Annotated in this window: 29 protein-coding genes and 1 tRNA gene; 11 read left to right on the forward strand and 19 right to left on the reverse strand. The window is 60.0% G+C overall.

The window, feature by feature from the left end; translation table 11 throughout:
• Window positions 1-6: 6 nt before the first annotated feature.
• On the reverse strand, window positions 7-1,545 hold the full coding sequence (gene ubiB, locus ACM62Q_RS03985; protein ID WP_415033821.1) for a ubiquinone biosynthesis regulatory protein kinase UbiB: 1,539 nt from the start codon (window positions 1,543-1,545) through the stop codon (window positions 7-9).
• Between the two features lie 145 nt (window positions 1,546-1,690).
• Between ubiB and argS the strand changes: the two genes are divergently transcribed.
• From argS to ACM62Q_RS04000, 3 genes are read left to right on the forward strand one after another with little or no spacing between them, the layout of a single operon-like run.
• Window positions 1,691-3,451: an arginine--tRNA ligase gene (argS, locus tag ACM62Q_RS03990; RefSeq protein ID WP_415033823.1), complete on the forward strand. Its 1,761-nt coding sequence runs from the start codon at window positions 1,691-1,693 to the stop codon at window positions 3,449-3,451.
• A 9-nt stretch (window positions 3,452-3,460) separates the two neighbouring features.
• Window positions 3,461-4,057 (forward strand): SPOR domain-containing protein, encoded by a 597-nt coding sequence (locus tag ACM62Q_RS03995; RefSeq protein ID WP_415033825.1) that lies wholly within the window; start codon window positions 3,461-3,463, stop codon window positions 4,055-4,057.
• 18 nt (window positions 4,058-4,075) lie between these two features.
• Window positions 4,076-4,723: a thiol:disulfide interchange protein DsbA/DsbL gene (locus ACM62Q_RS04000; protein WP_415033827.1), complete on the forward strand. Its 648-nt coding sequence runs from the start codon at window positions 4,076-4,078 to the stop codon at window positions 4,721-4,723.
• A gap of 123 nt (window positions 4,724-4,846) precedes the next feature.
• Here ACM62Q_RS04000 and ACM62Q_RS04005 read toward each other — a convergent pair.
• The 18 genes from ACM62Q_RS04005 to ACM62Q_RS04090 all read right to left on the reverse strand — a co-directional run bounded on the left by ACM62Q_RS04005 (window position 4,847) and on the right by ACM62Q_RS04090 (window position 17,778).
• Window positions 4,847-4,923, reverse strand: a tRNA-Pro gene (locus ACM62Q_RS04005).
• 15 nt (window positions 4,924-4,938) lie between these two features.
• Complete coding sequence (ispB, locus tag ACM62Q_RS04010; RefSeq protein ID WP_415033829.1) at window positions 4,939-5,916, reverse strand: octaprenyl diphosphate synthase; 978 nt, start codon at window positions 5,914-5,916, stop codon at window positions 4,939-4,941.
• 98 nt (window positions 5,917-6,014) lie between these two features.
• Entirely contained in the window at window positions 6,015-6,377 is a 363-nt protein-coding gene (locus ACM62Q_RS04015; RefSeq protein ID WP_415033831.1) for a PilZ domain-containing protein, read from the reverse strand.
• Between the two features lie 17 nt (window positions 6,378-6,394).
• On the reverse strand, window positions 6,395-7,033 hold the full coding sequence (gene queE, locus ACM62Q_RS04020) for a 7-carboxy-7-deazaguanine synthase QueE (protein WP_415033833.1): 639 nt from the start codon (window positions 7,031-7,033) through the stop codon (window positions 6,395-6,397).
• Window positions 7,034-7,043: 10 nt separating this feature from the next.
• Window positions 7,044-7,796, reverse strand: a complete 753-nt coding sequence (ybgF, locus tag ACM62Q_RS04025) for a tol-pal system protein YbgF (RefSeq protein WP_415033835.1) — start codon at window positions 7,794-7,796, stop codon at window positions 7,044-7,046.
• Window positions 7,797-7,798: 2 nt separating this feature from the next.
• Entirely contained in the window at window positions 7,799-8,341 is a 543-nt protein-coding gene (gene pal / locus ACM62Q_RS04030; RefSeq protein WP_415033837.1) for a peptidoglycan-associated lipoprotein Pal, read from the reverse strand.
• A gap of 24 nt (window positions 8,342-8,365) precedes the next feature.
• Window positions 8,366-9,652, reverse strand: a complete 1,287-nt coding sequence (gene tolB / locus ACM62Q_RS04035; protein ID WP_415033839.1) for a Tol-Pal system beta propeller repeat protein TolB — start codon at window positions 9,650-9,652, stop codon at window positions 8,366-8,368.
• A 31-nt stretch (window positions 9,653-9,683) separates the two neighbouring features.
• Complete coding sequence (locus ACM62Q_RS04040; protein WP_415033841.1) at window positions 9,684-10,481, reverse strand: energy transducer TonB; 798 nt, start codon at window positions 10,479-10,481, stop codon at window positions 9,684-9,686.
• Entirely contained in the window at window positions 10,481-10,882 is a 402-nt protein-coding gene (gene tolR, locus ACM62Q_RS04045; protein ID WP_415033843.1) for a protein TolR, read from the reverse strand. The genes ACM62Q_RS04040 and tolR overlap by 1 nt, the downstream gene beginning before the upstream one ends.
• Before the next feature lie 4 nt (window positions 10,883-10,886).
• Window positions 10,887-11,564: a protein TolQ gene (gene tolQ, locus ACM62Q_RS04050; RefSeq protein ID WP_415033845.1), complete on the reverse strand. Its 678-nt coding sequence runs from the start codon at window positions 11,562-11,564 to the stop codon at window positions 10,887-10,889.
• Window positions 11,561-11,980: a tol-pal system-associated acyl-CoA thioesterase gene (ybgC, locus tag ACM62Q_RS04055; protein WP_415033847.1), complete on the reverse strand. Its 420-nt coding sequence runs from the start codon at window positions 11,978-11,980 to the stop codon at window positions 11,561-11,563. The genes tolQ and ybgC overlap by 4 nt, the downstream gene beginning before the upstream one ends.
• Before the next feature lie 67 nt (window positions 11,981-12,047).
• The gene (gene ruvB, locus ACM62Q_RS04060) at window positions 12,048-13,112 is read right to left on the reverse strand and encodes a Holliday junction branch migration DNA helicase RuvB (protein ID WP_415033849.1); all 1,065 of its coding nucleotides are present in this window, start codon (window positions 13,110-13,112) and stop codon (window positions 12,048-12,050) included.
• Window positions 13,109-14,164, reverse strand: a complete 1,056-nt coding sequence (locus ACM62Q_RS04065) for an AI-2E family transporter (RefSeq protein WP_415033851.1) — start codon at window positions 14,162-14,164, stop codon at window positions 13,109-13,111. Before ACM62Q_RS04065 ends, ruvB begins: the two co-directional genes overlap by 4 nt.
• Window positions 14,164-14,742 carry a Holliday junction branch migration protein RuvA gene (gene ruvA, locus ACM62Q_RS04070; protein ID WP_415033853.1) on the reverse strand — a complete coding sequence of 193 codons (579 nt, stop codon included), beginning with the start codon at window positions 14,740-14,742 and terminating at the stop codon, window positions 14,164-14,166. Before ruvA ends, ACM62Q_RS04065 begins: the two co-directional genes overlap by 1 nt.
• Window positions 14,743-14,775: 33 nt before the next feature.
• Window positions 14,776-15,333 (reverse strand): crossover junction endodeoxyribonuclease RuvC, encoded by a 558-nt coding sequence (gene ruvC / locus ACM62Q_RS04075; protein WP_415033855.1) that lies wholly within the window; start codon window positions 15,331-15,333, stop codon window positions 14,776-14,778.
• A gap of 9 nt (window positions 15,334-15,342) precedes the next feature.
• Window positions 15,343-15,819: a hypothetical protein gene (locus ACM62Q_RS04080; RefSeq protein WP_415033857.1), complete on the reverse strand. Its 477-nt coding sequence runs from the start codon at window positions 15,817-15,819 to the stop codon at window positions 15,343-15,345.
• Window positions 15,820-15,833: 14 nt separating this feature from the next.
• Window positions 15,834-16,559, reverse strand: a complete 726-nt coding sequence (locus ACM62Q_RS04085; RefSeq protein ID WP_415033859.1) for a YebC/PmpR family DNA-binding transcriptional regulator — start codon at window positions 16,557-16,559, stop codon at window positions 15,834-15,836.
• A gap of 112 nt (window positions 16,560-16,671) precedes the next feature.
• Window positions 16,672-17,778 carry a methyl-accepting chemotaxis protein gene (locus ACM62Q_RS04090; RefSeq protein ID WP_415033861.1) on the reverse strand — a complete coding sequence of 369 codons (1,107 nt, stop codon included), beginning with the start codon at window positions 17,776-17,778 and terminating at the stop codon, window positions 16,672-16,674.
• Between the two features lie 187 nt (window positions 17,779-17,965).
• On the opposite strand from ACM62Q_RS04090, the gene ACM62Q_RS04095 reads away from it, so the two are divergent.
• From ACM62Q_RS04095 to ACM62Q_RS04130, 8 genes are all read left to right on the forward strand, one after another.
• Window positions 17,966-19,552 (forward strand): helicase HerA-like domain-containing protein, encoded by a 1,587-nt coding sequence (locus tag ACM62Q_RS04095; protein WP_415033863.1) that lies wholly within the window; start codon window positions 17,966-17,968, stop codon window positions 19,550-19,552.
• Window positions 19,553-20,019: 467 nt separating this feature from the next.
• Window positions 20,020-21,192 (forward strand): MFS transporter, encoded by a 1,173-nt coding sequence (locus ACM62Q_RS04100; protein WP_415033865.1) that lies wholly within the window; start codon window positions 20,020-20,022, stop codon window positions 21,190-21,192.
• Between the two features lie 137 nt (window positions 21,193-21,329).
• A complete protein-coding gene (locus ACM62Q_RS04105; protein ID WP_415033867.1) occupies window positions 21,330-21,575 on the forward strand; it encodes a ParD-like family protein in 246 nt (81 codons plus the stop codon).
• A complete protein-coding gene (locus tag ACM62Q_RS04110) occupies window positions 21,572-21,853 on the forward strand; it encodes a type II toxin-antitoxin system RelE/ParE family toxin (protein WP_415033869.1) in 282 nt (93 codons plus the stop codon). The genes ACM62Q_RS04105 and ACM62Q_RS04110 overlap by 4 nt, the downstream gene beginning before the upstream one ends.
• 423 nt (window positions 21,854-22,276) lie before the next feature.
• On the forward strand, window positions 22,277-22,567 hold the full coding sequence (groES, locus tag ACM62Q_RS04115; RefSeq protein ID WP_415033871.1) for a co-chaperone GroES: 291 nt from the start codon (window positions 22,277-22,279) through the stop codon (window positions 22,565-22,567).
• 76 nt (window positions 22,568-22,643) lie between these two features.
• Window positions 22,644-24,296, forward strand: a complete 1,653-nt coding sequence (groL, locus tag ACM62Q_RS04120; protein ID WP_415033873.1) for a chaperonin GroEL — start codon at window positions 22,644-22,646, stop codon at window positions 24,294-24,296.
• 283 nt (window positions 24,297-24,579) lie between these two features.
• Complete coding sequence (locus tag ACM62Q_RS04125; RefSeq protein WP_415033875.1) at window positions 24,580-25,251, forward strand: response regulator; 672 nt, start codon at window positions 24,580-24,582, stop codon at window positions 25,249-25,251.
• The gene (locus ACM62Q_RS04130) at window positions 25,229-26,779 is read left to right on the forward strand and encodes a sensor histidine kinase N-terminal domain-containing protein (RefSeq protein WP_415033877.1); all 1,551 of its coding nucleotides are present in this window, start codon (window positions 25,229-25,231) and stop codon (window positions 26,777-26,779) included. Before ACM62Q_RS04125 ends, ACM62Q_RS04130 begins: the two co-directional genes overlap by 23 nt.
• The last annotated feature ends 49 nt before the right edge of the window (window positions 26,780-26,828 follow it).

The following is a 26,828-nucleotide window of genomic DNA, read 5'->3' on the forward strand; positions in this document are numbered from 1 at the left end:
TCAGGGTCAGAACTGGGGGATAAGGGGGTAAATCAGTGCGCCGGCGATCAGCGCCAGTAAAAGTGCGATCAGGCCCAAGCGGCGGTTTTGGCGGCTTTGCGCCAGGCGCAAGGCAAGCAACTCAGCGTGCAGGTCGGCGCGCGGCGGGTAGCTGAGCTGTTGGTGCACGAGGCGCGGCAGTTGCGGCAGAATGCGCGCCAGATGAGGAGCTTCGTGGCGCAAATTGCGCCAGATGCCGCGCCACCCGACCTGTTCGCTCATCCAGCGTTCGAGAAAGGGCTTGGCGGTTTGCCACAAATCAAGCTCGGGATCGAGCTGGCGTCCCAAACCTTCGATGTTGAGCAGGGTTTTTTGCAGCATGACGAGCTGCGGCTGGATTTCCACGCTAAAGCGGCGCGAAGTTTGAAAGAGACGCAGCAAAACCTTGCCAAAGGAAATGTCTTTCAGGGGGCGGTCAAAAATCGGTTCGCAAACGGCACGAATCGCCGCCTCGAATTCGTCCGCCCGCGTGTCTTTCGGAGCCCAGCCCGACTCGATGTGGGCTTCGGCCACGCGCTTGTAATCACGGCGAAAGAAGGCAAGAAAATTTTGTGCCAGGTAATTTTTGTCGCGATCCGTCAGGGTGCCGACGATACCAAAATCAAGCGCGATGTAGCGCCCGTCGGCGGCAACAAAAATATTGCCCGGGTGCATGTCGGCATGGAAAAAACCATCACGAAAAACCTGTGTGAAAAAAATTTCCACACCGGCGGCAGAGAGTTTTTTCAAATCGATATTGGCCCCCTGCAAACGCTCGGTTTGCGAGATGGGGATGCCGTGCATGCGCTCCATCACCATCACGGTCGAGGTGCAAAAATCCCAATACACCTCCGGCACGATGAGTAGCGGCGAATCGGTGAAATTACGGCGTAGCTGCGAGGCATTGGCCGCTTCACGCATGAGGTCGAGTTCATCGCGCAGATATTTGGCGAACTCCGCCACCACTTCGCGCGGGCGCAGGCGTTTGCCATCGGCCCAGAGTTTTTCCAGCAGCAATGCGCCGTTATCCATCAAGGCGAGATCGTGTTCGATGACGGCGCGCATGTCGGGGCGCAGAATCTTGACCGCCACCTCGTGCCCGCCATCCTCCGGGCGCAAACGCGCAAAATGCACCTGGGCGATGGAGGCGGAAGCGACCGGCTGCGGATCGAATTCAGCAAACACCTCGTGCGCTGGGCGGCCGTAGGCCTTTTCGATTTCTGCCAAGGCCAGGGCGGAATCAAAAGGCGGTACGCGATCTTGTAGCTTGGCCAGTTCGTCGGCGATGTCCGTCGGCATCAGGTCACGACGGGTGGATAAAACCTGGCCAAATTTAACGAAAATCGGCCCCAGGGTTTCCAGCGCCAGGCGCAGGCGCTCAGCACGCGGTGTCTGCAAGCGTCGCCAGAACTGCAAGGCATTGGCCAGGCGCATCAAACGCCCGCTGGGCTCGTGCTCCAAGACCATCTGATCCAAACCAAAGCGGCTGGCGACAGTTGCAATTTTGAGCAAGCGGAAAAGGCGCATTGCAAAAACCCGGGCAGGGCGGCTGAAAAAACAAAGATGCTAGCACGCGGCAAAAGCTCTGTCCTTGCTTTGCTTACCATTGCTCACATTTTGCTGCGGCGCGCCAGCGTATAATGCCGCCTTTGTTATTTTCCTTCGCCAAACCATGGCCCACGATGTCAAAACCGAGCTGATTGCCCTGCTCACCCAAGCCCGCGACAGCATCGCACCCGCAAGCACGATTCCCGTCCAAATAGAACGCCCGCGCGATCCTGCGCATGGCGATTTTGCGACCAATCTGGCGATGCTGCTGGCAAAAACCCTGAAAAAAAATCCGCGTGACATTGCCCAGCAACTCCTCGCCGAGTTGCCCGCCTCACCGCGCATCCTGGGGGCGGAAATTGCCGGGGCCGGCTTCATCAATTTTCGCCTGGCGACAAGCACCAAAACCGAATCCGTACAGGCGGCGCTCAAGCAGGCCGGCGATTTTGGCCGCTCCCGTCTGGGGGGCGCACAAAAAATTCAAATCGAATTCGTTTCTGCCAACCCGACCGGCCCTCTGCACGTCGGACACGGACGTGGTGCGGCCTATGGTGCCTCCCTATCCAATCTGCTCAGCTTTGCCGGCTGGGACGTAACGCGCGAGTACTATGTCAATGATGCCGGGCGTCAAATGGATATTCTTGGCCTATCGACCTGGCTGCGTTATCTCGAGCTTCTCGGCGAAAGCCTGCCTTTTCCGCCCAACGGCTATCAAGGCGACTACGTGCGCCGCATGGCCGAGCAGTTGCAACACGCACACGGCAGCAAATACCGGCGCAGCGCCGCCGAGCTTCTGGCCGGCACCCCCGGTCTGCCGGCCTCCGAGCGCGCCGACGATGAAGCCAAGGCACAGCGCGAAGCCCATCTCGACGCCCTGATTGCTCGCGCCAAAGACCTGCTGGGCGAAGATTGGCACTATGTGCACCAACACGCGCTGAGCGAGCAGCTGGAAGACTGCCGCAGCGATTTGCAGGAATTTGGGGTTGAATTCGACGTCTGGTTCTCGGAAAAAGCCCTGTTCGACACCGGTTTGGTGGCGCGCTGCGTCAATTTGCTGGAAGAAAAAGGCCATATCTACCTGCAAAATGGGGCGAAATGGTTCCGCTCAACCGCCTTTGGCGACGAAAAAGACCGGGTCGTGCAGCGCGAAAACGGTTTGTACACCTATTTTGCTTCCGACATTGCCTATCACCTCAATAAATTCGAGCGCGGTTTCGACAAAATCATCAACATCTGGGGGGCCGACCACCACGGTTACATCCCCCGGGTCGCCGGTGCGGTGAAGGCGCTGGGCTTATCTGCCGAAAAATTGCAAGTGGCGCTGGTGCAGTTTGCCGTGCTCTACCGCAACGGACAAAAAGCCTCGATGTCTACGCGGTCTGGCGAATTCGTGACGTTGCGCGAATTGCGCGGCGAGGTCGGTAACGATGCCTGCCGCTTCTTTTACGCCCTGCGCAAATCCGATCAACACCTGGATTTCGACCTCGATCTCGCCAAGAGCCAGAGCAATGAAAACCCGGTGTATTACATCCAGTACGCCCATGCGCGCATTGCTTCGGTGCTCAAACAATGGTCTGGCGCTGCCAGCGATTGGCTGGAGGCGGACTATTCACGCCTGGATCACCCGCGCGAACAGGCCTTGGCCAATCTCCTCGGTCAATTTCCGGAGGTGATCGAAGCCGCTGCGCGCGATCTCGCGCCGCATTCGCTGGCCTTCTATCTGAAGGATCTGGCCGGCGAATTTCACGCCTGGTACAACGCAGAGCGCATATTGGTCGATGATGCCGCCGTTTGTCTGGCACGCCTGGCCTTGGCCGGCGCAACGCGCCAGGTGATTCGCAATGGCCTGAGCATCTTGGGCGTTTCCTGCCCGGAAAGCATGTAAAGGAAAAACATGAGCCGCGACATGAAACCGCGTAAAACGGCCCCGCAAAAAAAATCCGGCGGCGGCACCTTGGTCGGCATGTTCATCGGCCTGGTGCTGGGTGTGTGCATTGCTGCCGGCGTGGTCTGGTACATCAACAAAGCCCCCCTGCCCTTCAACCCGAGTGTGCAAAACAACGAAACACGCAATGGCTTGCCGCCGGCCGGAGAAGCGCCCAAATCGCTCCCGGGCAAACCGGGCGACCCGGCACCGGAAAAGCGCTTCCAGTTCTACGATATTTTGCCGGGCAAAGCCGATGCCGTGCCGGATAAACCCGGCAGCACGGCAAGCGCAGAAAAACCGGCGAAAACCACCGAGCAAAAGGAAAGCAAGGAAAGCCGCTCGCCGCTTTTTTTGCAAGCCGGTTCGTTCAGTACGGCGCAAGATGCGGACAATCAAAAAGCCAAGCTTGCCCTGATGGGCTTTGAATCCAACGTGCAGCAAGTGATGATTGAAGAGCGCACCTGGTTCCGCGTGCGCATCGGCCCTTACTTCCAGCTCGATGCCTTGAACCAAACCCGGGCCAGTCTGGCCAAATCCGGGATTGAAACCCAACTCGCCAAATAACCGCCGCAGGAGTCTTGTATGTACAGTCCAGATCGTGATCGTCGCCATTTTCTCGCTACTGCCCTGGCCTTGGGCGCAGCCAGTGCCAGCCCGCTGGCTTGGGCACAGGCCGCTGCGCAAGAGTTCGTTTTGCTCAAGCCGGCACAGCCGACTGAAGATGCCGGCAAGATCGAAGTACTGGAGTTTTTTAGCTACGGCTGCCCCCATTGTGCCGACTTCAATCCGCTATTGACCCTGTGGGCCGAGAAACTGCCGGGCGACGTGGTGCTGAAAAAAGTCCCCGTGAGCTTTGGTCGCGCCGCCTGGGGCAATGCCGCCAAACTATTTTACGCACTGCAGACCACGGGCGACCTGAAACGCCTGGAAGACAAGGTGTTTCAGGCAATTCACAAAGAGCGCAACAATCTTTTTGAAGAAAAGAGCATTAAATCCTGGGTGGCGGCGCAAGGTGTCGATGCCGCCAAATTTGCCGAGGCATTTTCTTCCTTTGGCGTACAAAGCAAAGTCCGCCGTGGCGATCAGCTTGCCCATGCTTACAAAATCGAAGGCGTGCCTGCGCTGGCGGTGAATGGTAAATACTTGGTCGGCAGCCTGCAGTTCGAGCAACAACTGGCTGTCGCCGACAAGTTGATTGCGCAGGAGCGGCGAGCCAAGGGCGGCAAATAAAGGCCAGATTTCAGACTGAGCTTCCCGGTTTTACGCCAGCATATGTTTTAAGGTGTAAGAAACGGATGGAAAACGGGAGCCAGAAAAGAAAAAACCCCTTTGAGATCAAAGGGGTTGATTCTTTGGTCGGAGTGAGAGGATTCGAACCTCCGGCCCCTGCGTCCCGAACGCAGTGCTCTACCAGGCTGAGCTACACTCCGCTGTGCTTGAGTGAATCAGGTGTTTCGCTCAACAGCTAAGACTGACAATTCTACCAGAGCTTTTTTGTAAACTGAATCCCCTAGCGCTGAAATTGCTGCTCTTGCCAGAGCGGCTTCGTTTTCGGCACAGCGGCGGGCGTGTTGCAGGGCACCGCTGTGCTGAATGGCAGCCAGAACGGCAGGGAAATCGTCGCGTCCGCCGTTTTCGATGGCCTGGCGCACGCAGGCAGCTTCTTCCGGGTTGCCGTGTTGCATGACGTAGATCAGCGGCAGGGTGGGCTTGCCTTCGGCCAGATCGTCGCCCAGATGTTTGCCGGTGGCGACTTCCTGGCCTGAATAGTCGAGCACATCGTCGATCAGCTGGAAGGCTGTGCCCAGGTGCATGCCATAGGCGGCGAGCGCATTTTCTGTGCGGCTGTCGACTTTGCCGAGCAGGGCGCCGAGTTGGCTGGCGGCTTCAAAAAGTTTGGCAGTTTTATAGCGGATGACTTGCAGGTAGCGCGCTTCATCGACGTCGGCATCGTGACAATTCATCAGCTGCAGCACTTCGCCTTCGGCAATGATGTTGGTGGCGTTGGCTAAAATCTGCATGACCCGCATGTCATCGACTGCGACCATCATCTGAAAGGCGCGGGTGTAGAGAAAATCGCCGACCAATACGCTGGCGGCGTTGCCGAAGGCGGCATTGGCGGTTTTCCGTCCCCGGCGCAGGTCGGATTCATCGACCACGTCATCGTGCAGCAAGGTTGCGGTGTGAATGAATTCGACGACCGCCGCCAGCTGGTGTTTTTCGTCGCCTTGGAAGCCTACGGCACCGGCGGCGAGCAGGACCAGGGCCGGACGCATGCGTTTGCCGCCACTGTGAATGATGTATTCGGCGACCTGGCGGATGAGAACGACGTCGGAGTGGAGCTGTTGGCGAATGACTGCATCGACGGCAGCCATATCGGCTTCAATGAGGGCGTAAAGTGAGTCTAGAGTTGGTTTGGACACGGTTACGGCAGGCAGTTTGGGTGGAAACGGCGCAAAGTTTCAGGAAACGGCGCATCTTAGGGAGCCCCCGTAGTAGCGTCAAGGTGGACGGCGTGGGCTCAGGAGGTGGATAAAAGGGCGATTTCCCGCGTCAGCAAGGCATCGTCGCCTGCATTGAGAGTGACCAGACGGCGCAGGTGGGTGACGCTGTCGATGTCGATTTCGCGGCAGGCAAGGCCGTAGAGGTCGTTCTCGTGGTGAGCAATGGCGATGCCCATGCGGATTTCGGTGGTGCCGTCGTCAAGTTGTACGCGCAAAACGCCCTGGGTGCCGATGGGGCTGTTCAGGGGGGCACTTGGGCGCACCAGGGCACCCTTGAGCGAGAGGTCGGAAATGTCGACCGTATGCACGCCGTCGGGCAGGATGAGGCGGGCGGGGCTGCGAAAACTGATGCGGGTGAATTGGCGGCGATTTTGATCCATGGTGGTGTCTCCAGAGCTTATTTTCCCTGCATGTTACCCCAAAGTAGTTTATGCAGTTGCAGCTGGAAGCGCACCGGCAGGCCATCGGCGAGGATCCATTCGGCGAGTTGGCGGGCCTCCTGGCTGCTTTGTGCGGGGGAGAAAAGTACCGGACAGCGTGCGGCGAGCTGGTGTTCCTGTAGTTTTTGGCAGGCCCAGTCGTAATCGCTGCGATTGGCGATGATGATCTTGAGCTCATCGCGCGGGGTGAGGAACTCGAGATTGGCCCACAAATTGCGCTCAGATTCGCCGGAAGCCGGTGCTTTCAGGTCCATGATGCGGGAGACGCGGGCATCGACATTGCGGATATCGAGGGCGCCGGAGGTTTCCAGGCAAACCTCATGGCCGGCCTCGCACAGCGCTTGCAAGAGCGGCAGACAGGCTTTTTGGGCGAGCGGCTCACCGCCGGTGACACAAACCTGGCGCGTGGGATAGCGGGCGATTTCGGCAAGAATCTCGTCTATCGTCCAGGGTTCGCCGCCGCTAAAGCTGTAGGGCGTGTCGCACCAGGTGCAGCGCAGAGGGCAGCCGCTCAGGCGGATGAAAACCGTAGGTAGGCCGACGCGCGCGGCTTCTCCTTGCAGAGAATAGAAAATCTCGGTCAGGTGCAGCTTCAAAATGCGTGTTTTATTTCTTTTTCAGGCGCTCACGTGCTTTATCGGCGGCGGGCGTGTTGGGGTATTTTTCCAGGAGCTGTTGCCAGGACTGATTGGCCCCCTTCGGGTTGCCCAGATCTTGCTGGCAGGTGGCAATCGCGAGCAGCGCATCGGGCGCTTTGTCGCTGTGCGGATAGCGCGAGAGGACAAAGCTTTGCGCCTCGATGGCTTTGGTGCAATTACGCTGGGCATACCAGGAATTACCCAGCCAGAACTGGGCGTTCGGGGCCAGTGCGCTGTCCGGGTGTTGTTCGACGAAGGTTTTGAAGGCCTTGGCCGCAGCGGGGTATTTGCTGCTTTTGAATAGCTCGAGTGCAGCATCGTATTCTGCGCTTTCGGCACCCGGTGCAGCCTGGGTGGCCGCCGGGGAACCGGGATTTTCGCCGGCGCTTACAGGTGCTGCATTTTGCGGTTCGAGGCGGCGCAGGCGGCTGTCCAGATCGAGGTAAAAATCTTGCTGGCGTTTGCGCGCCTGCTCCAGTTCGTAAGTCAGCGTTTCGATCTGGCCGCGCAGGCGGGCGATTTCTTCTGCCTGGTGCTGGATTTGCCCGGCCAAGTCGAGTTGCGCTTTGGCCTGCTGGTCAAAGCGTGCTTCGCTCTTGATCTTGAGGTCGCTGATCCACTGACGCGCTTCTTTGTCGTCGAACAAAGCCCAGGCCGGTTGGGCGGCCAGGGCGCTGAGAAGGCAGAGCAGGGGGGCTGAGGGGAGCAGGCGGGCGCGCATCTTTAGAACTCGCCGCGGCCGTCAGGGGCGCGGTAAAGGATGTCGGCGCGACGGTTTTCAGCATAGGCTGCCGCGTCATGACCCGGGTTTTTGGGTTTTTCTTCGCCCAGGCTGACCGATTCGACCTGCTCTTCCTTGACACCGAGCAAGACGAGTGCGCGTTTTACTGCATCGGCGCGCTTTTGCCCGAGGGAGAGGTTGTATTCACGGCTGCCGCTTTCGTCGGTGTTGCCTTGAATCAAGACCTTGAAGCCGCGGTTGGCGTTGAGGTATTTGGCGTGTGCCGAGACCAGGGCCTGATAGTCACTCTTGATGTCGTAGCGGTCGACGTCAAAGTAAATGCTGCGCTGGGCGAGCTGGCTCTTGGGATCGGTCAGCTCGCGCGGCAGGCCGCTGGCGTCGAGGTCGCCGGCAACCACGGTTTTAACTTCGCCGCCGCTGCCGCCACGGCTTTCCACCGGCGCGCCGTTGCCTTCAGGGACGGGGGTGTTGCTGCAGGCGGCCAGAATGGCGGACAAACACAGGATCGATAATAGTTTTTTCATGTTGGGATACTCCAGAGACTCGATTTACTTCAGAAAAGGCCCCCATGCCGGTTCGCGCACGTCGCCCGCGGCAATGGAAAGGCGTTGCTTGATGCGGCCGTCGATGGAAACGGCCGATAACACACCGCGCCCGCCAATTTCTGTGGCAAACAGAATCATCCGGCTATTGGGCGCGAAACTGGGTGATTCGTCGCGCGACGAATCGGTCAAAACTTGGACCTGATTGCTGGCCAGATCCATCACCGCGAGCTGAAAACGGCCTTCGCGGCGGGTGATGAAGGCCAGGCTCTTGCCATCCGGTGAGGGCCGGGGCGAAACGTTGTAGGCCCCGTCGAAGGTGACGCGTTGCGCGCCGCCGCCTTGCGCAGCGACGCGGTAGATCTGCGGGCTACCGCCGCGATCGGAGGTGAAATAGATGCTGGAACCGTCGGCGGAATAGCGCGGTTCGGTGTCGATACCGGCAGATTGCGACAAGCGCTGCAGGCCGCCGCTGCCGTTGGTATTGACCGTGTAGAGCTGGGAATTGCCGTCTTTGGAAAGTACTACGGCAAGTTTTTGCCCATCCGGCGACCAGGCGGGGGCCGAGTTGGAGCCCTTGAAGTTGGCGACGACCTTGCGCTCGCCCGTGCTGAGTGCGTGCACGATGATGATGGGTTTTTTCTTCTCGAAGGAGACATAGGCCAGGCGCCCACCGTCCGGGGACCAGGTTGGAGAAATGATGGGCTCGGAGGAACTGAGCGCGGTCGCCGGGTTTTGTCCGTCCGCATCGGCGATTTGCAGATGATACTGACCGCGCGCCTTGACGACATAGGCGATGCGGGTAGAAAACACGCCGCGCTCGCCGGTCAGTTTTTCGTAGATGAAATCGGCGACGCGGTGGCCAGCCATGCGCAGCTGGTTGCTTTGCGTCAGGTAAATCGCGCCGCCCAGACTATCGGCTTTTTGTGTGTCGTGCAGACGAAAACGGGTTTCGACGCGGCCATCGCTGCTGCGTGCGAGGCTACCGGTGGCGAGCGCATCGGTATCGCGGGCCTTCCAGGCGGCGTAATCGATGCTGGCGTTCTCGTCGAGTACGCTGCCTCCGGGATCGACCATTTTGAACAGGCCGCTGCGTTCCAAATCGCTACGCACGGTGCCGGTGACGATACGCGACAAGGCGGGCTCGCCGGCAAAATCGGCAATGGCAACCGGAATGCGATTGGCACCCGCCCCGGTGATTTCGATGGAAAGCTGGGCTTGGGCCAAGGGGCTGATGAGCAAGCCACAAAGCAGGCTGCGGGTGAGAAAACTGCGGCGGGGGAAAAGTGTCATTGCGGTCATTTTCTGTAAAACAGGCGCTATCTTACTCGTCGTGGGGACGGTATTTGATTTCCAGATTGCGTTGAAATTGCGCCGGATCGTCCGGGGGCGGCAAGGGTGAGGATTTTTTGATGGCCCGCTCGATCGCTTCATCCAGCGCCGGGGTGCCGCTGGAGCGTTTCAGCCGCACGGAGAGGACATCGCCACCGGGCAGTTGATTGAGCTCGAAAATGGCTTCCGGGTTGCCGGAAATGCCGGGGGGCAAGACGATGTTGCCACGGATTTTGGCGCGGATTTTGGCGGCGTAACTTTCCAGGCCACGGCGGTTGGCGGCGGCGCGTTGCTCCTTTTCGGCCAAGGCGGCCAGACGGTTTTGCTCGCTGGTGGACTGGCGGTCACGATTTTCCCGTTCCAGCATTTCCTTGAAAGGATCGGATTTGGGTTTGGGTTCCGGTTTTGGCTCAGGTTTGGGTTCCGGTTTGGGCTGTGGCTTGGGTTCGGGTTTCTCCACCGGTTTTGGCGGCTCCGGTTTTTTCTTTTTTTCTTCCTTGACGACGATTTCCGGCGGTTTTGGGGTGGGTTTGGGTTCCGGTTTGGGCTCGACTTTCGGGATCGGTTCCGGTTTGGGTTCTGGCTTGGGCGGTTCCGGGGCGGGCGGCGGCGGTGGCAGGCGCGTGGCTTTTTGCGGTGTCGGTGCCCACAGTTCGACGTTCATCGCTTCCGGTTCGCTGCTCTTCCATTGCACGCCCAGGAAAAGGCCGGCAATGAGCAGCACATGCACCAGCAGGGTGAAGGCAATGGCCTTGCCCTTGCCGGGTTCTTGCGTTTGCTCCTGAACCATCAGTGCACCGAGGTTTCCAGGGCGACGCGTGGGTAGCCCTGTTTTTTCACTTCATCCAGGGTTTCGATGACCTTGCGGTAGGCGACATCTTTGTCGCCGGCGACCAGCACCGGAATATCCGGGGTTTTGTCGTGTTCGCTGGCCAATGCCCGGCGCAGGGCTTTGAGGTCACCCAGTTTTTGCTCCTGGCCGTTGGCATCGAAAAGCGACAGCGCGCCTTCTTTGTCGATTTGTACGCGCAGGAATTTGTCCGGTTTTTGTGGCGCAGCACCGGCAGCGGGGAGATCGACCGCGCCGGTCGTCATCATCGGCGTGGCGACCATGAAGATGACGAGCAGCACCAGCATGACGTCGATATAGGGGACGACGTTGATCTCGTTTTTCAGGCGACGCTGACGCATGGCCTTACCTCATCTGCCGTTGCAGGATATTGGAGAATTCTTCCATGAAGGACTCGTAGCGCACGGCGATGCGGTCGATTTCATGCGAAAAGCGGTTGTAGGCGAGCACGGCGGGAATCGCGGCGAACAGGCCGATGGCGGTGGCGACCAGGGCTTCGGCAATGCCTGGCGCAACGGATGCCAAGGTTGCCTGGCCGACGTTGGCCAAGCCCCGGAAGGCGTGCATGATGCCCCACACGGTGCCAAACAGGCCGACGTAGGGCGACACCGAGCCGACGGAAGCGAGAAAGGCAAGGTGCGCTTCCAGGGCATCCATTTCGCGCTGATAGGTGGCGCGCATGGCGCGGCGCGAACCATCGACGATATCTTTTGAATCGAAATTCTTTTGCCCGCGCAGCTTGGTGAATTCGCGGAAACCGGCTTCGAAAATGCGCTCCATGGAACCGGCGTGATGACGGTCGTTGACGGCGCTCTGATAGAGGTTGTTCAAGTCGCCGCCGGACCAGAAATCGCGCTCGAACTGCTCGGTTTTGCTGCGCGCCTGCTTGACGGCAAACCATTTCATGGCGATGTAGTACCACGACATCAAGGAGACGCCGGCCAAAAGTGCCATGACCAGCTGCACGACGGCGCTGGCTTCGAGTATCAGGTGGAGGATGGAGAGATCCTGGGAGACGTTCATGTGAGGGTTTCCAGCGCAGCAAAGAGGGAATCGGGAATGGGGGTGGGGCTCATGGTGGCGAGGCTGACACAGGCGATTTCGATCTGGCCATCGACCAGGATTTGCGCCTCGCGCTGCGCCCATTGGTGAAAAATGACGCGCACTCGGGTCAGGCGGGCGACTTTCAGGCCGATACGAAGCTCGTCATCGAGGCGGGCAGGTTTGCGGTATTCGCAGCTGGCCTTGCGGGCGACGAAGCCGATGCCGTGTTCGTCGAGCAGCTGTGCCTGGCCGTAGCCCGCGCTGCGCATCCATTCGGTGCGGCAGCGCTCGAAAAAGCGCAGATAGTTGGCGTAGTAGACGATGCCGCCGGCGTCGGTGTCTTCGTAATACACGCGCAGGGGAATCGTGAAAGCGGAAGCTGGGGCAGAAAGCATGCGCGGATTTTACATTGCACTGCAATAATCTTGTGTAACGGCTTGTTTTGATTCGCAGTATTTTTGTTTATAGGGCGCTGAGCAGATCGGAAGGCGAGGCGAGCGTGCTGTTGCTGGGCGCGGGTAAGCCGAGATGGCGGTAGATGGCCGGCGTCGCGATGCGTCCGCGCAGGGTGCGCTGCAGGTAGCCCTGCTGGATGAGGTAGGGTTCGAGCACGTCCTCGATGGTGTCGCGCGCCTCACCAATGGCGGCGGCGAGGTTGTCCACACCGACCGGGCCGCCGCCGAACTTGTCGATCACGGCAGACAGCAGCTTGCGGTCCATCAAGTCGAGGCCGGCCGGGTCGACGTCGAGCATGTGCAGCGCCTGGTCGGCAATATTGCGGCCAATGCTGCCGTCGGCCTTGACTTCGGCGTAGTCGCGCACGCGGCGCAGCAGGCGGTTGGCGATGCGCGGGGTGCCGCGTGAGCGTTTGGCGATTTCCAGTGCGCCTTCGGGATCGATGGGCGCGTTGAGCAGACTGGCGGAACGGCTGACGATGCTCTGCAATTCCTCGGCGTTGTAAAACTCCAGGCGGGCGACGATGCCGAAGCGGTCGCGCAAGGGGTTGGTCAGCATGCCGGCGCGGGTGGTCGCGCCGACCAGGGTGAAGGGCGGCAGATCGAGCTTGACCGAGCGTGCCGCCGGGCCTTCACCGATCATGATGTCGATCTGGAAATCCTCCAGCGCCGGGTAGAGGATTTCCTCGACCACCGGCGACAGGCGGTGAATTTCGTCGATGAACAGCACATCGTGCGGCTCGAGATTGGTCAGGATGGCGGCCAGATCACCGGCGCGCTCCAGCACCGGGCCGGAGGTCTGGCGCATGTTCACGCCCATTTCGGCGGCAACGATGTGGGCCAGGGTCGTTTTGCCCAGGCCGGGCGGGCCAAAGAGCAGAACATGATCGAGCGCTTCACTACGTTTTCTGGCCGCGGCGATGAAAATCTCCAACTGCTCGCGGATTTTCTGCTGCCCGGTGTAGTCGGCCAGGCGTTTCGGGCGCAGCGCCCGTTCCAGGGCTTCTTCCTGGGCCGATTTACTTTGCGGCGCAATCAGACGTTGCGCGCCCAGGATGTCGGTTTCTATCATGCGAGCTGTTCCTTTTTCAGCCAGCGCAGCAAGAGCATCTGCCCCAGCGCGAGTAGCACCGGCCCAAGAAAAATGCCGATGAAGCCAAACATCAGCACGCCGCCAAAAACACCGAGCGCGATGATCAGCAAAGACAGTCCCGCGCCGCGTGCGATGAGAATGGGTTTGACCAGATTATCGATGCTGCTGATGACGATCAGGCCGTAGAGCGCGAGGAAAATCGCCCAGCCACTCTGGCCTTCGCTATACAGCCATAGCGCCGCACCGCCCCAGATGATGGGCGGGCCGACCGGCACCATGGAAAGGAAAAACGTAGCAAAGCCCAAGAGCAGCGGGGCCGGCGCGCCGGCAATGAAAAATCCGATGACGGCGACGGAGGCTTGCGCAATGGCAGTGCCGATGATGCCGAGCATGACGCCAAACACCGTGTCGCGCGCTTTGTTGACCAGATGTTCGCCCAGGTCGCCGCCCAATTTGCGCGCGCCTTGGTAGAGCACGTCGGCGAGAAACTGCCCGTCGCGATAAAGAAAAAAAGCCACGAAAAACACCAGCGCCAGCTGTAACAAACCATTGGCGGCCACTGCGCCGGCCTTGAGCAGAAATTGCCGGGCCGGCACCAGGCCTTGATTGAGTAGCGCGTTGAAGGCTTCCCGGCTGCCGGCGATTTCGTGCCAGAAATTGTTCAGCGCATCGGCAACGAGCGGGACATGGGCAAACCAGGCGGGCGGTTCGGCAGGTAAACCGTTGTTCAGCAAGGGGCGCACATGATTGACCAGCACGTCGCTACTGCGGATTAAAGCGCCGGCCAGAAAAATGGTCGGCACAAGAAAAACGACGATGAGCGCCAGCACCATCAGGCTGGCACCCAGCAGGGGTTTGCCACCCAGGCGGGGCAAGAGGTGGTCGCGGTAGGCGCTCCACGTGCATAGCCAGATCACCAGAGCAAAGAGCAGTGCGCCGACAAAAGGCAGCAAAACGGCGATACAGCCGACGATGAGCAGCACCACCAGCGCAATTTGCGCCAGTTTGCGGGGGTCGTCGTGATTCAGCATCAGCCTTTGGAGAGCAACTTAAGTGCCTGCCGGATTCCCTCGCTGGTGGAAAGATCGGCGGCCAGCTGACGCACGGCGGCGGCAGCTTCTTTTTCGTTGTAACCCAGGGCGAGCAGCGCCTGGCTGATATCGCTGCGCGCATCATTGGGGCTGGCCCCGAGTTTGATGTCGCCGACTGCGGCGAGTTTGCCTTTGAGTTCAAGCAGCAAGCGTTCGGCAGTTTTTTTGCCGATGCCGGGAATTTTGATCAGCCGTCCAAGCTCTTGCTGCGCTACGGCCGCCGCCAAATCGCCCACCGACAAACCGGAGAGCACGGCCAGCGCCGTGCGCGCGCCGATACCGGAGACTTTGAGTAATTGACGAAAGGCAAAGCGTTCGGCTTCGCTGTGAAAGCCGTAGAGAAAATGCCCGTCATCGCGCACCGCAAAGTGGGTGAGCAGGGTGATTTTTTCGCCGATTCCCGGCAGGTTGTAGAAGGTGCTCATCGGCACATCCAGTTCGTAGCCGACGCCATTGACGTCGAGCACGATCTGCGGGGGATTTTTTTCTGTGAGCGCGCCGCTCAGTCGTCCGATCATGGGGAATTCACTACTGGATGTGCAAACAGTTCGCTATCCTATCAGCCGCCCGCCGCGAATGCGATAGCCGGCCTGCCCCAGTTGCCCCGTCAGGCGCTCGTTCAAACGGCAAACACCTTCGCCGCCATGGGCATGACAAATGGCGCAGGCCAGTGCATCGGCGGCATCGGTGCCAGGGGTGCCGGGCAGGGCCAGCAGACGCACAACCATCGCCTGCACCTGTTCTTTGGCGGCTTTGCCGTGGCCAACAACAGCTTGTTTGACTTGCAAGGCGGTGTATTCGGCAACCGGCAAGGCGGCGTGCACCAGGGCGCTGATGGCTGCGCCGCGTGCTTGGCCAAGCAGCAAGGTGGATTGCGGATTGACGTTGACAAAGACGATTTCCACCGCTGCCTGGGTCGGCTGATAGGTGCTGACGACCTCGCTGATGCCGGCAAACAGGGTGGCGATACGCGCCGGCAAGGCGTCATCGGCATTGGATTTGATGCAGCCGCTGGCGACGTAGTGCAGGTTCTTGCCGTGGCGTTCGATGATGCCAAAGCCGGTGCTGCGTAGCCCGGGGTCGATGCCAAGGATGCGTTGTTCGCTCACCCTCCGGGTTTAATCGCAGGTGGCGCGGCAGGCGCTGGTGTCGGCGGCGCAGGCGGGGTTGTCAGCGAGCGTGCATTGGCCTTTGGTGCGGTGCGTCAGGGTGATTTTTTGCGGGTAACTGCATACCAGTTTGGTCAGCGAGCCTTGCTTCACCACCTGCATGCGGCTGGCACGCACGTCTTTGAGTTTTTCCGGGCTTAAATCGCAGGAAAGGTAACCGTCGAACTGGCCGTCGGCCGATTCCCAGAGCACCGTGTTTTTCATGGCCCGGAAGTCTTCGTAGCGTGGGCAGCTGTCGGTTTGGTTGCCGTAGATTTTGCTGTTGTCGCTGCAATAGCCGACATAGGTATAGCGCAATTCTTCCTCGCTCGGGCAGGCATTGACCGGCCCGGCTTTGGCCAGTTCCGGGCAGGCGTATTCAGCCGCGCTGGCGGGGGGCATGACAAGGTTCAGGCCGGCAAATAAGAGCAGGGCGTGCAGTTTCATGGCAAAACTCCGGTTCAGTCTTCGATGACGGCGGTGGTGTAGATTTCCTGCACGTCGTCCAGGTTTTCTAGGGCATCGAGCAGCTTCTGCATCTTGATCGCATCATCGCCGGCAAAGACGTTCTCGCCCTCCGGTTTCATCGTCACTTCGGCCAGTTCGGCGGTGAAACCGGCAGCCTCCAGCGCATCCTTGACGGCGATGAATTCGGTCGGCGCGGTCAGCACTTCGATCGAGCCGTCGTCATTGCTCGCCACATCTTCCGCGCCGGCTTCGATGGCGGCATCCATCAGAGCGGCTTCGTCGGTGCCGGGGGCAAAGATCATCAGCCCGCAGTGCTTGAACTGGAACGCGACGCAGCCGTCGGTGCCCATGTTGCCGCCGTGCTTGGAAAAGGCGTGGCGCACTTCGGCCACGGTGCGGGTTTTGTTGTCCGTCAGGCAGTCGACCATGATCGCCGCACCGCCCAGGCCATAGCCTTCGTAACGGATCTCGATGTAATCCACCCCTTCCAGCTCGCCGGTGCCTTTTTTGATGGCGGTGTCGATCTTGTCCTTGGGCATGTTGGCCGCCTTGGCCTTGTCGATGGCTACGCGCAGACGCGGGTTGAAGGCGGCATCACCCCCGCCCATCTTGGCGGCGACGGTGATTTCCTTGGCGACTTTGGAAAAGGTTGCGCCGCGTTTTTCGTCTTGCCGGCCTTTGCGGTGCTGGATATTGGCCCATTTGGAATGCCCTGCCATACTGCTTTCCCGTGTGAAATAACAAAGAAGCCGGGATTTTATCGTACATCCGACTCGGGTTTGAAACCCCGCCCTGCAGGCCGCTAGCGAATCAGTTGCTGGTGGCGCTGCGTTAACTCTGCTGCAGGTCGCTGGCATTTAGCATGCGCCGGGTGCCGTCCATTACGGTGAGGTTGGCTTTTTCCATGGCGGCCAGCGCTTCGACGGCGGCGGCCATGTCGCCAGCGTAATAATGGCTGAGGGCGGTTTTGGCCTGCTCATGCACGGCGCGGTGGGGTTTTTCCAGTTCGCTATAGCCGGGCAGGCGGGAAAAATGGGTTTTGCCTTCGTTACCGTAGTACCACTGCCCCAGAGGACATTGCGTTTCGTCCGGAAGGTCTTCCGGGCGGGTTTGTGAGGCACCGAGAAAAACTTTGTACACCTCCAGTTTCAAGCCCAATTCGGCAATGGCGGCAAATTCCACGCTCGACAAGGTGGCCGACGAGGCAATGCTGCGTTCCATGCGCTGGGTGAGATTGAACAGCGTATCCATGCGCGTTTTGGCCTTGTTGCTGTCATCGGCGTAGCGCGAGGCTTCGCCCGCGCCGCTGTCCATGATGCTGCAGGCCTGCGAGGTTTCCTGGTTGATTCCGTCGACCAGGCCGGTAATGTCGCTGGTGGCCTGACTGGTGCGCTCGGCGAGTTTGCGCACTTCATCGGCAACGACCGCAAAGCCGCGTCCGGCTTCGCCAGCGCGTGCGGCTTCAATGGCGGCATTGAGGGCGAGTAAATTGGTCTGATCGGCAATTTCTTTGATCAACTGCACGATATTGCCGATTTGCCCGGCGCGTGCGGCCAGTTGATTGACCGAGCCACTGGCCTCATGCATGCGTGCAAACATGTGTTTGAGGTTGTCGGCGATTTGCCCGAAGGTGTGGTGTGTGCTCTGCGCTTCGCCAGCCACGGTGGCGGTAGCAGTTTTTTCTTCCTGCAAGCGTGCGGCAAGGCCGCTGAAAGAATCTGCGACAGCATCGAGCGAGGTGCCAAAGCTGCCCAGATTGTTTGCGATGCCGGTAATCGCGATGTGCTGGTTCTGGAGTGCCGAGAGCTGTTGTTGCAGGCTTTCTTTTTCGCTGCTCAGGCGGGCGAGTTGTTCGCTGAGCTCGCTGTTTTGCCTGTGTAGCGCCGCGATTTCATTGTCGGCGCGGCGCTGGGCTTCCTGGTGGCGTGAAAAAAACATGGCAGGGCTCACTTTGCGGTTATCCGGCGGGCTACGTTCCGGTGTTTTTTGGGATGGGCGTGCAGTGTGGCGAAATTGTGGCAGAAATAGCGCGGCTGCGGCAGTTTGCGGGCTACATTCTTTCACCCAGCCCAGGCGGGAGGGTTGTTAGAATTCTCCGCTTTCTAACCCCACTGGAATTGAAGCCATGACCGCACCGCTCCATCTTGCCAAATCTGCCGACGGTTACCCGGCCTTGCTGCCGCAAATGGCCAATCGCCATGGCCTGATTACCGGGGCGACCGGCACCGGCAAAACGGTGACCTTGCAAACCTTGGCTGAGCGTTTGTCTTATATTGGCGTGCCGGTTTTCATGGCGGATGTGAAAGGCGATTTGTCGGGTATGGGCGCGGCGGGAACGGTGTCGCCAAAACTGCAAAAACGCATCGATGAACTGGGTTTGGAAGGTTATAGCAATTACGCCAATACCACGGCTTTCTGGGATGTGTTCGGCGAGAACGGCATTCCGGTGCGGGCGACGATTTCCGACATGGGCCCGCTTTTGCTGGCGCGTCTGCTGGGTTTGAACGAGACGCAGACTGGCGTTTTGCAACTGGTATTCAAAATCGCCGACGACCAGGGTTTGCTGCTGCTCGATTTGAAAGACCTGCGTGCCATGGTGCAGTACGTTGGCGACAATGCGGCGCAGTTCAAGACGGAGTACGGCAATGTGTCCACCGCTTCGATCGGGGCCATTCAGCGCGGTTTGCTGACTTTGGGCGAGCAGGGCGGTGATGTCTTCTTCGGCGAGCCGATGCTCGACATCAAGGACTTGATGCAGGTCGATAGCAATGGGCGCGGGGTAATCAATGTGCTGTCGGCAGAAAAATTGATCAATGCCCCGGTGCTCTATTCGACTTTTCTTCTCTGGCTGCTGGCGGAACTGTTCGAACAGTTGCCGGAAGCGGGGGATCTCGATCAGCCCAAGCTGGTCTTTTTCTTTGATGAAGCCCATCTCTTGTTCAGTGATGCGCCCGCGGCTTTGGTCGATAAGGTCGAACAGGTGGTGCGGCTGATTCGTTCCAAGGGTGTCGGCGTCTTTTTTGTGACGCAAAATCCGCTCGATGTGCCGGAGAAAATCCTCGGTCAGCTGGGTAACCGTGTGCAGCACGCCCTGCGCGCTTTTACGCCGCGTGATCAGAAAGCGGTGCAGTCGGCGGCGCAAACCATGCGTGCCAACCCGAAATTTGACGCCGCCGAAGCCATTACCGAATTGGGTGTGGGCGAAGCCCTGGTTTCTTTTCTCGATGAAAAAGGGCGTCCGGCGGTGGTCGAGCGCGCCTTCATCTTTCCGCCGGCTTCTCGTCTGGGGCCATTGACAGCCGAGGAACGTCAGGCCTGTCTGGCAGCCAGTGGCTTGCAGGCGCGTTATCAAGAAAGCATAGATCGTGAGTCGGCCTACGAAATTTTGCGTGGCGCGCCGGCACAAACGCAAAAAATGCGTGCGCCGGGCGCGATTCCGGCCCCGGCTACGCCAGGCAGCGTGCCGGCGCGCCCGGTACCTGCACCGGAACCCGCCCCGGAGAACGCACCGGCAGACAGCGGCGGTGGCCTGTTCGGCGGTCTGGGCGATCTGCTCGGTGGCAGCACCGGCCCGCGCGGCGGCAAACGCGAAGGCGTCATCGAAGCCGCCGCCAAAAGCGCCGCCCGCAGTGTTGCCGGCACGGTCGGACGCGAGCTCGGCCGGCAAATTCTGCGCGGCGTCCTGGGCTCGATTCTGGGCGGGCGACGTTGAGCGGGAACGTCTTGTTTGTCGATTCAGAACTTCTTCAACGCGGATTCGGCGGATAAACGCGGAGGAACGCGGATCAAAGGCGTTTGCTCGGGGGTTTATTCGTGCGATTCGATTTGCTCCGCGCCAATCCGCGTCAATCCGCGTTCATTGCCGTTTTCCGAAGTAGCCGCCTGGGGTTAGTTCGAAGGGTTTGGCTTTGTTCTGAAACTTTTTCAACGCGGATTCGGCGGATAAACGCGGAGGAACGCGGATCAAAGGCGTTTGCTCGGGGGTTTATTCGTGCGATTTGATTTGCTCCGCGCCAATCCGCGTCAATCCGCGTTCAATGCTGTTTTCCGGAGTGGCCGCCTGGGGGGGGCGAAGGGTTTGGCTTGAGGGTTCTTCGCCCCTGCGGTCACTACGGATTGTCCTGAGCAAGGCAGGCGGGTGTAATAGGATTTTATTTTTCTCTGCGCACCATGCCCTCGATGACGCCTACAGTCGATGAACGCCGCATTACCCTGGCGGTTTCCTTGGCGGGTTTGGCGTGTTTTTTGTTGCTTTATGGCACGCAGCCCTTGCTGCCGCAGCTTTCCCAGACCTTTGCCGTATCGGCGGCCACCGTCAGCCTGAGCGTGACGGCGGGCACGGGGTTGATGGCGGTTTTGCTGATTCCCTTGAGCCTGATCGCGGATCGGCATGGGCGCGAAAAAATGATGCATGCCGGCTTGTTTGGTGCGGCAGTTTGCGCGCTATTGTCGGCCTGGGCGCCGGATTTCTATACCCTGGTGGCGACGCGGGCGGCGCTGGGCGCCTGCATTGCCAGCGTGCCGGCTGCGGCCATGGCGCATTTGAGCGAAGAGTTGCCGGCCGGGCAGCGGGCGCGGGCGATTGGTTTGTATATCGGCGGCAATGCCTTGGGCGGCATGGCCGGGCGTTTGCTGTCGGCAGCGGTGAGCGACGCTTTCGATTCGTGGCGGGCGGGTTTGCTGGCCTTGGGTTTGCTGGGGCTGTTGAGCGCTTTTGTTTTCTGGAAACTGCTGCCCCCGGCGCAACATTTTCAGGCGCGCAGTTTGCAGCCACGCGCTTTGTGGGCCGATGTGCGCAAAATTTATGCCGATGCCGGTCTGCCCTGGTTGTTTTGCGTGGCTTTTGTCGGCATGGGCTGTTTGGTCGGCTTATATAACTACCTGCCTTTTCACCTGAGCCTGCCGCCTTACGAACTGGCACCGGCGCTCATTGGCGGTATTTTTTTGCTTTATGCACTGGGCAGTTACGCCTCGGCCTGGGCGGGGCGGCAGACGGCACGCCACGGGCGGCAAAAAATCATGCTGCGCATGGCGCTGCTGATGACTTGCGGGATTGCCGCCACCCTGGTCGCCCCCCTGCCGGGCATCGTGCTGGGACTGGCCTTGTTTACCTTCGGATTTTTTGCCGTGCATTCTGCCGCCAGCGCCTGGGTCAGTCACCGGGCCGGCACGCGCCGAGGCCTGGTGGCGGCGCTTTATCTTTCCAGCTATTACCTGGGCGGCAGCGTGATCGGCACCGCCAGCGGCTGGGCCTGGAACCACGCCGCATGGCCGGGGGTAATCGGCGCGATGCTCGCTTGCGGCGTGGTCGTCATCCTGATTACCTGGCGCTTGCGGCGCTTGGCCGAGTAAAACGGCGGCGTGCGCTAGCGACGTGCCGTAGAGGCGCGACGCCAGATGGGGAAGCAGCATGAGTGGGTTCCTTGGAAGATTTACCACATTTGTGGTAAAGTGATTGCGTTACGTGTTTTGCCCGTTCGGAGGCCGCCATGAGCACATCGACATCCATTCGCATCGACCAGACCCTGTACGACCAGGCACGCTCCGAGGCCGTGAGCGAGCACCGCACCATCGCTGGGCAGATCGAGTACTGGGCCAAGGTCGGCCGCGCCGCCCTGGACAACCCCGACCTGCCGGTGAGCTTCATCACCGAAGCACTGGCTTCGCTCTCCGAGCCGCGCAGTGAGGCCACACCCTTCGTGCCACGCTCTGCACAAAAGCCCGGCCGCGCATGAGCTACGGCCTGCAGCAAACCCGGCGCTTCTCCCGTGCCTACAAGAAGCTGCACGACAACGTGGCGGTGGATGTCGATGCCGCCACCGAGGTCGTGGCGGCCGATCCGGCCGTCGGCGAGCGCAAGAAAGGCGATCTGGCGCAGCTTTTGGTCTACAAATTTCGCAGTCAGGGCCAGCTCTATCTGCTGGGCTACACCGTCGATGACGCGGTGCGGCTGGTCTATCTGGAGGCGGTCGGCCCGCACGAGAATTTTTACCGCGACCTCAAGCGCTCGTGACGTCCGGGGCATCTGGCGGTTTTGAATCCGCCGTGATGGGCTGTTTGTCATGGCGCGGGTCGGAGTCGAACACCAGCTCGAATTCATCGGCACGCGCGTTATCGGCGGCGATTTCGCGGTCGATGTCCTCGGCGTCGTAGCCGACGTGGTGGCAGCATCACCGGCTATGTCTACGACCCCGCTGCCGCGAAGCTGGTACAGGCGTGATTTGGCGTAATGAATCGTTCGGGTGGCGGGCGGGGGGCGCGAGAAAAATTTTCTGCCCCCTTGAAATCCCTGTGCCTCGCCCCTATCATTAGCACTCGTTGGTGTTGAGTGCTAACAGCGCTTCGCCAGATGCCTGCCGATCGATGTGCTTGATTCAGTCGCCGGGCCAATTTTTCCCTAGGGTAATCCCTGCTTATTTTTTCAGGAGTTCATTCCATGAATATTCGTCCTTTGCACGACCGTGTGATCGTCAAGCGCGTTGAAGCCGAGCGCACCACGGCTTCCGGTATCGTCATCCCTGATTCCGCTGGCGAAAAGCCGGATCAGGGTGAGGTGCTGGCTGTCGGCCCGGGTAAGCGCGACGACAACGGCAAGCAGATCGCGCTGGACGTCAAGGTCGGCGACCGGGTGCTGTTCGGCAAGTACGCTGGCCAGGCGGTCAAGGTCGATGGCCAGGAAGTGCTGGTCATGCGCGAAGAAGACATCATGGGCGTGATCCAGAAGTAATTTCTGGCCCGCTTTTCTGTGCCGCTTTTCTGCACTTTTGCACATTCAAACAGATTAATTTTCAGGAGCTATCTACATGGCAGCCAAAGAAGTCAAATTCGGTGATTCCGCCCGCGCCCGCATGGTCGAAGGCATCAACATTCTGGCCGACGCGGTCAAGGTCACGCTTGGCCCGAAAGGCCGCAACGTCGTGCTCGAGCGTTCGTTCGGCGGCCCAACCGTAACCAAGGACGGCGTTTCCGTCGCCAAGGAAATCGAACTCAAGGACAAGTTCGCCAACATGGGCGCGCAGATGGTCAAGGAAGTCGCTTCCAAGACCTCCGACATCGCCGGTGACGGCACCACCACCGCCACCGTGCTGGCCCAGGCCATCGTCCGCGAAGGCATGAAGTATGTCGCCGCCGGCATGAACCCGATGGATTTGAAGCGCGGCATCGACAAGGCCGTCGCCGCTACCATCGAAGAGCTGAAGGCTATTTCCAAGCCGTGCACCACGACCAAGGAAATCGCCCAGGTCGGTTCGATCTCCGCCAACTCTGATGCTTCCATCGGCGACATCATTGCCGAAGCGATGGAAAAGGTCGGTAAGGAAGGCGTCATCACCGTTGAAGACGGCAAATCGCTGGCCAACGAACTCGATGTCGTCGAAGGTATGCAGTTCGACCGCGGCTACCTGTCGCCCTACTTCATCAACAATCCGGAAAAGCAGATCGCCATTCTGGACAACCCCTTCGTGCTGCTCTTCGACAAGAAGATCTCCAACATCCGCGACCTGCTGCCGGTGCTCGAACAAGTCGCCAAGGCATCGCGCCCGCTGCTGATCATTGCTGAAGATGTGGACGGCGAAGCGCTGGCCACGCTGGTGGTGAACAACATCCGTGGCATCCTCAAGACCGTTGCCGTCAAGGCCCCGGGCTTCGGCGACCGCCGCAAGGCCATGCTCGAAGACATCGCCATCCTGACCGGCGGCACCGTGATCTCCGAAGAAACCGGCCTGTCGCTGGAAAAGGCTGACCTGAAGGATCTGGGTCAGGCCAAGCGCATCGAGATCGGCAAGGAAAACACCACCCTGATCGACGGCGCTGGTGACGAAGCCTCCATCCAGGCCCGCGTCAAGCAGATCCGCATCCAGATCGAGGAAGCTACCTCCGACTACGACCGCGAGAAGCTGCAAGAGCGTGTCGCCAAGTTGGCCGGCGGTGTGGCCGTGATCAAGGTCGGTGCGGCTACCGAAGTCGAAATGAAGGAAAAGAAGGCCCGTGTCGAAGACGCGCTGCACGCCACCCGCGCTGCCGTTGAAGAAGGCATCGTCCCCGGCGGCGGTGTCGCCCTGCTGCGCGCTCGCGCTGCGGTGAAGACGCTGAAGGGTGACAACCACGACCAGGACGCCGGTATCAAGCTGATCCTCAAGGCGATCGAAGCGCCGCTGCGTGAAATCGTCGCCAATGCGGGCGAAGAAGCTTCCGTGGTGGTCGACAAGGTCGTGCGTGGCAAGGGTAACTACGGTTACAACGCCTCTACCGACGAGTACGGCGATATGGTCGAAATGGGCGTGCTCGATCCGACCAAGGTCACCCGCACCGCGCTGCAAAACGCTGCGTCCGTCGCCGGTCTGATGCTCACCACCGAGTGCATGGTGGCTGAACTGGCCGAAGACAAGCCGGCTGCTGGCATGCCCGATATGGGTGGCATGGGCGGTATGGGTGGTATGGGCGGCATGGGTATGTAAGTCGGGAGATCATTCCCGGCTTTGCCCGAAACAAAAAACCCCGCTGCGGCGGGGTTTTTTGTGTGTGAAAGACGGTGTTCTGTGGCGAAAAGGCCATTTCCGCGGGCAGCGTTTGTTAGACTTGCGGCAGAAAAAAGCGGTGGGGGGCCTGGCATGCAGGTATCCCCCCGAGTCGGAACCGGGGCTCCAGACTCCTAAGACCATAAAAGGAGAACAGCCCCCATAGGGTAACCGATAACGCTTACAAACTGCTTACATTTGAGCAATATTTGCTTGGGGTTTTATGCGCATTCTCATAGCGGAAGACGATGACATCATTGCTGACGGCGTCAGCCGTTCGCTGGGGCAGGCGGGTTACAGCGTGGATTGGGCAGCGCACGGGGAGGCGGCGGAGGCGGCTTTGCTGGCCAATGATTATGATTTGTTGGTGCTCGATTTGGGCTTGCCTCGGCTTTCCGGGTTGGAGGTGCTGAAGCGTCTGCGCGCGCGCCATTCCACCTTGCCGGTCTTGATTTTGACCGCACTCGATGGCACACATGATCGCGTGCGTGGCCTCGATTTAGGGGCCGATGATTACATGGTCAAACCCTTTGAGTTGGCCGAGCTGGAAGCGCGGGTGCGCGCCCTGACCCGGCGGGCGGGCGGCAATTCGCCGGCCATCGTCTGCGGCAGCCTGAGTTTCGATCCGGTCGGGCGGGTGACGCAGATCGGCGGTGCGCCGCTCGATCTGTCGGCGCGTGAAATCGGCCTGTTGGAAATTTTGCTGGCGCGCATGGGGCGTTTGGTGAGCAAGGATCAACTGGTCGATCACCTGTGTGGTTGGGGTGAGGAGGTCAGCCACAACGCCATCGAGGTTTACGTACATCGTCTGCGCAAAAAGCTGGAAGCTGGTGGCGTAAAAATTGCCACGGTGCGCGGTCTGGGGTATTGCCTTGAACGACCGCAAGGCGAGTGAGACGCCGCCCGGCGCGGTTTCTGCCGCGGCTGAGGGCGCGCCGCAGGTCAGCGGTGCGCCGGAGAGTGAGCGCTCGCTGTTCGGCGAAATTCTTGACTGGATGTTGGCACCCCTGCTGTTTGTCTGGCCGCTGAGCATTGCCTTTACGCACTATTTTGCCAACAGCGTCGCCAATTACCCCTACGATCAGGCCTTGCGTGAGCAGGTGACGGCCTTGAGCCGCCAGGTGGATTGGCCGGGGGCGAAGCAGGGCTTGCGTTTGCCGAATTCAGCGCAGGCCATGCTGCGCTCGGATGAGCTCGATAATGTTTATTTTTTGATCCAGGCATCGCCCGCTGCGCACGCTAAGGCGAAGTTGCTCGGGGATACCGATTTGCCCAGTTTGAGTGCGCAGCAGATAGAACATTTGCCGCTAGGCGAAATTCAGCTGCGCGATGAAGAATACAAAGGTCAGGACATTCGTATCGCTTATGCCGCCTATCGCCAGACTGCGGGCGGACCGAGTTTGTTGATACAGGTGGCGGAAACCACCGAAAAGCGCACGCAGCTTGCCAACCGCATCGTGGCGAGTGTGATCCTGCCGCAGTTTGTGATCATTCCGCTGGCGGTGATGCTGGTGTGGTTTGGTTTGTCGCGCGGTTTGCGCCCCTTGCACCGCTTGCGCCAAACCATAGAAAAGCGCGATCCGGCCGATCTTTCGCCGATCGCCACGCGCCGGGTGCCGGAAGAACTGGACCCATTGGTCGATGCCTTTAATGCCATGCTGGAGCGGATGCAAAATAACGTCGCCGTGCAGCAGCGTTTTGTCGCCGATGCCGCGCATCAGCTGCGCACCCCGCTCACCGGCCTGAAAACCCAGGCGCAGCTGGCCAGCCGGGAAAACGATCCGGCCGCCTTGCGCCACGCTTTGCGCCAGATTGCCACCGGAGTGGACCGCGCCGGGCGTCTCGTCAATCAGTTGTTGACCCTGGCGCGTACCGAGGCGCAGGACAACAGCTTGCCGCATGCGCCGCTCGATCTGGCCGTGCTGGCGCGCACGGTGGTAGAAGATTGGGTGATGCGCGCCTTGCAGAGAAATATCGATTTGGGTTACGAAGCACCGGGTGCGGCCATGGTCATGGGCAATGCTTTTTTGCTGCAGGAATTGCTGAAAAACCTGCTCGACAACGCCCTGCATTACACGCCGGACGGCGGTCAGGTGACTTGCCGCGTATTGGCCACCGAGCATTCGGTGTTTCTCGAAGTCGAAGATAACGGTATTGGCATTTCGCCGGAGCAGGCCGAGCGCGTATTCGAGCGTTTTTATCGGGTCGATGATGCGGCCGGTGAGGGGAGTGGACTCGGCTTGCCTATCGTGCAGGAAATCGCCAGTCAGCACCAAGGGCGGGCGCGTCTGATGCCGCGGGCGCGTGAGCGCGGCACCTTGGCGCATGTGGTTTTGCCGCTCTGGCAGCCGCCCTTGCCGCCACCGCCACCGCCCGAGGATTACGCCGAACTTTATCGCCAATCGCCGCCGGTGGGCTCTTGAGGAAGGCGTGTTTGCGAGGCGTTATACAATGCCATCCCATCTGTTTGTT

This window comes from Azonexus sp., from assembly GCF_047638095.1.
GTDB lineage: Bacteria > Pseudomonadota > Gammaproteobacteria > Burkholderiales > Rhodocyclaceae > Azonexus.

Coding starts and splice junctions, on each gene's coding strand:
- ACM62Q_RS04085 (WP_415033859.1), bottom strand. CDS start 16,559: ATGGCAGGGCATTCCAAATGGGCCAATATCCAGCACCGCAAAGGCCGG.
- ybgF (WP_415033835.1), bottom strand. CDS start 7,796: ATGCGCGCCCGCCTGCTCCCCTCAGCCCCCCTGCTCTGCCTTCTCAGC.
- ACM62Q_RS04105 (WP_415033867.1), top strand. CDS start 21,330: ATGAGCACATCGACATCCATTCGCATCGACCAGACCCTGTACGACCAG.
- ACM62Q_RS04110 (WP_415033869.1), top strand. CDS start 21,572: ATGAGCTACGGCCTGCAGCAAACCCGGCGCTTCTCCCGTGCCTACAAG.
- tolR (WP_415033843.1), bottom strand. CDS start 10,882: ATGCGTCAGCGTCGCCTGAAAAACGAGATCAACGTCGTCCCCTATATC.
- groL (WP_415033873.1), top strand. CDS start 22,644: ATGGCAGCCAAAGAAGTCAAATTCGGTGATTCCGCCCGCGCCCGCATG.
- ACM62Q_RS04090 (WP_415033861.1), bottom strand. CDS start 17,778: ATGTTTTTTTCACGCCACCAGGAAGCCCAGCGCCGCGCCGACAATGAA.
- ACM62Q_RS04015 (WP_415033831.1), bottom strand. CDS start 6,377: ATGGATCAAAATCGCCGCCAATTCACCCGCATCAGTTTTCGCAGCCCC.
- ACM62Q_RS03995 (WP_415033825.1), top strand. CDS start 3,461: ATGAGCCGCGACATGAAACCGCGTAAAACGGCCCCGCAAAAAAAATCC.
- tolB (WP_415033839.1), bottom strand. CDS start 9,652: ATGACACTTTTCCCCCGCCGCAGTTTTCTCACCCGCAGCCTGCTTTGT.
- ubiB (WP_415033821.1), bottom strand. CDS start 1,545: ATGCGCCTTTTCCGCTTGCTCAAAATTGCAACTGTCGCCAGCCGCTTT.
- ACM62Q_RS04040 (WP_415033841.1), bottom strand. CDS start 10,481: ATGGTTCAGGAGCAAACGCAAGAACCCGGCAAGGGCAAGGCCATTGCC.
- ACM62Q_RS04125 (WP_415033875.1), top strand. CDS start 24,580: ATGCGCATTCTCATAGCGGAAGACGATGACATCATTGCTGACGGCGTC.
- ACM62Q_RS04095 (WP_415033863.1), top strand. CDS start 17,966: ATGACCGCACCGCTCCATCTTGCCAAATCTGCCGACGGTTACCCGGCC.
- ruvB (WP_415033849.1), bottom strand. CDS start 13,112: ATGATAGAAACCGACATCCTGGGCGCGCAACGTCTGATTGCGCCGCAA.
- ACM62Q_RS04000 (WP_415033827.1), top strand. CDS start 4,076: ATGTACAGTCCAGATCGTGATCGTCGCCATTTTCTCGCTACTGCCCTG.
- ruvA (WP_415033853.1), bottom strand. CDS start 14,742: ATGATCGGACGACTGAGCGGCGCGCTCACAGAAAAAAATCCCCCGCAG.
- ACM62Q_RS04080 (WP_415033857.1), bottom strand. CDS start 15,819: ATGAAACTGCACGCCCTGCTCTTATTTGCCGGCCTGAACCTTGTCATG.
- argS (WP_415033823.1), top strand. CDS start 1,691: ATGGCCCACGATGTCAAAACCGAGCTGATTGCCCTGCTCACCCAAGCC.
- ACM62Q_RS04065 (WP_415033851.1), bottom strand. CDS start 14,164: ATGCTGAATCACGACGACCCCCGCAAACTGGCGCAAATTGCGCTGGTG.
- groES (WP_415033871.1), top strand. CDS start 22,277: ATGAATATTCGTCCTTTGCACGACCGTGTGATCGTCAAGCGCGTTGAA.
- ACM62Q_RS04100 (WP_415033865.1), top strand. CDS start 20,020: ATGACGCCTACAGTCGATGAACGCCGCATTACCCTGGCGGTTTCCTTG.
- tolQ (WP_415033845.1), bottom strand. CDS start 11,564: ATGAACGTCTCCCAGGATCTCTCCATCCTCCACCTGATACTCGAAGCC.
- pal (WP_415033837.1), bottom strand. CDS start 8,341: ATGAAAAAACTATTATCGATCCTGTGTTTGTCCGCCATTCTGGCCGCC.
- ybgC (WP_415033847.1), bottom strand. CDS start 11,980: ATGCTTTCTGCCCCAGCTTCCGCTTTCACGATTCCCCTGCGCGTGTAT.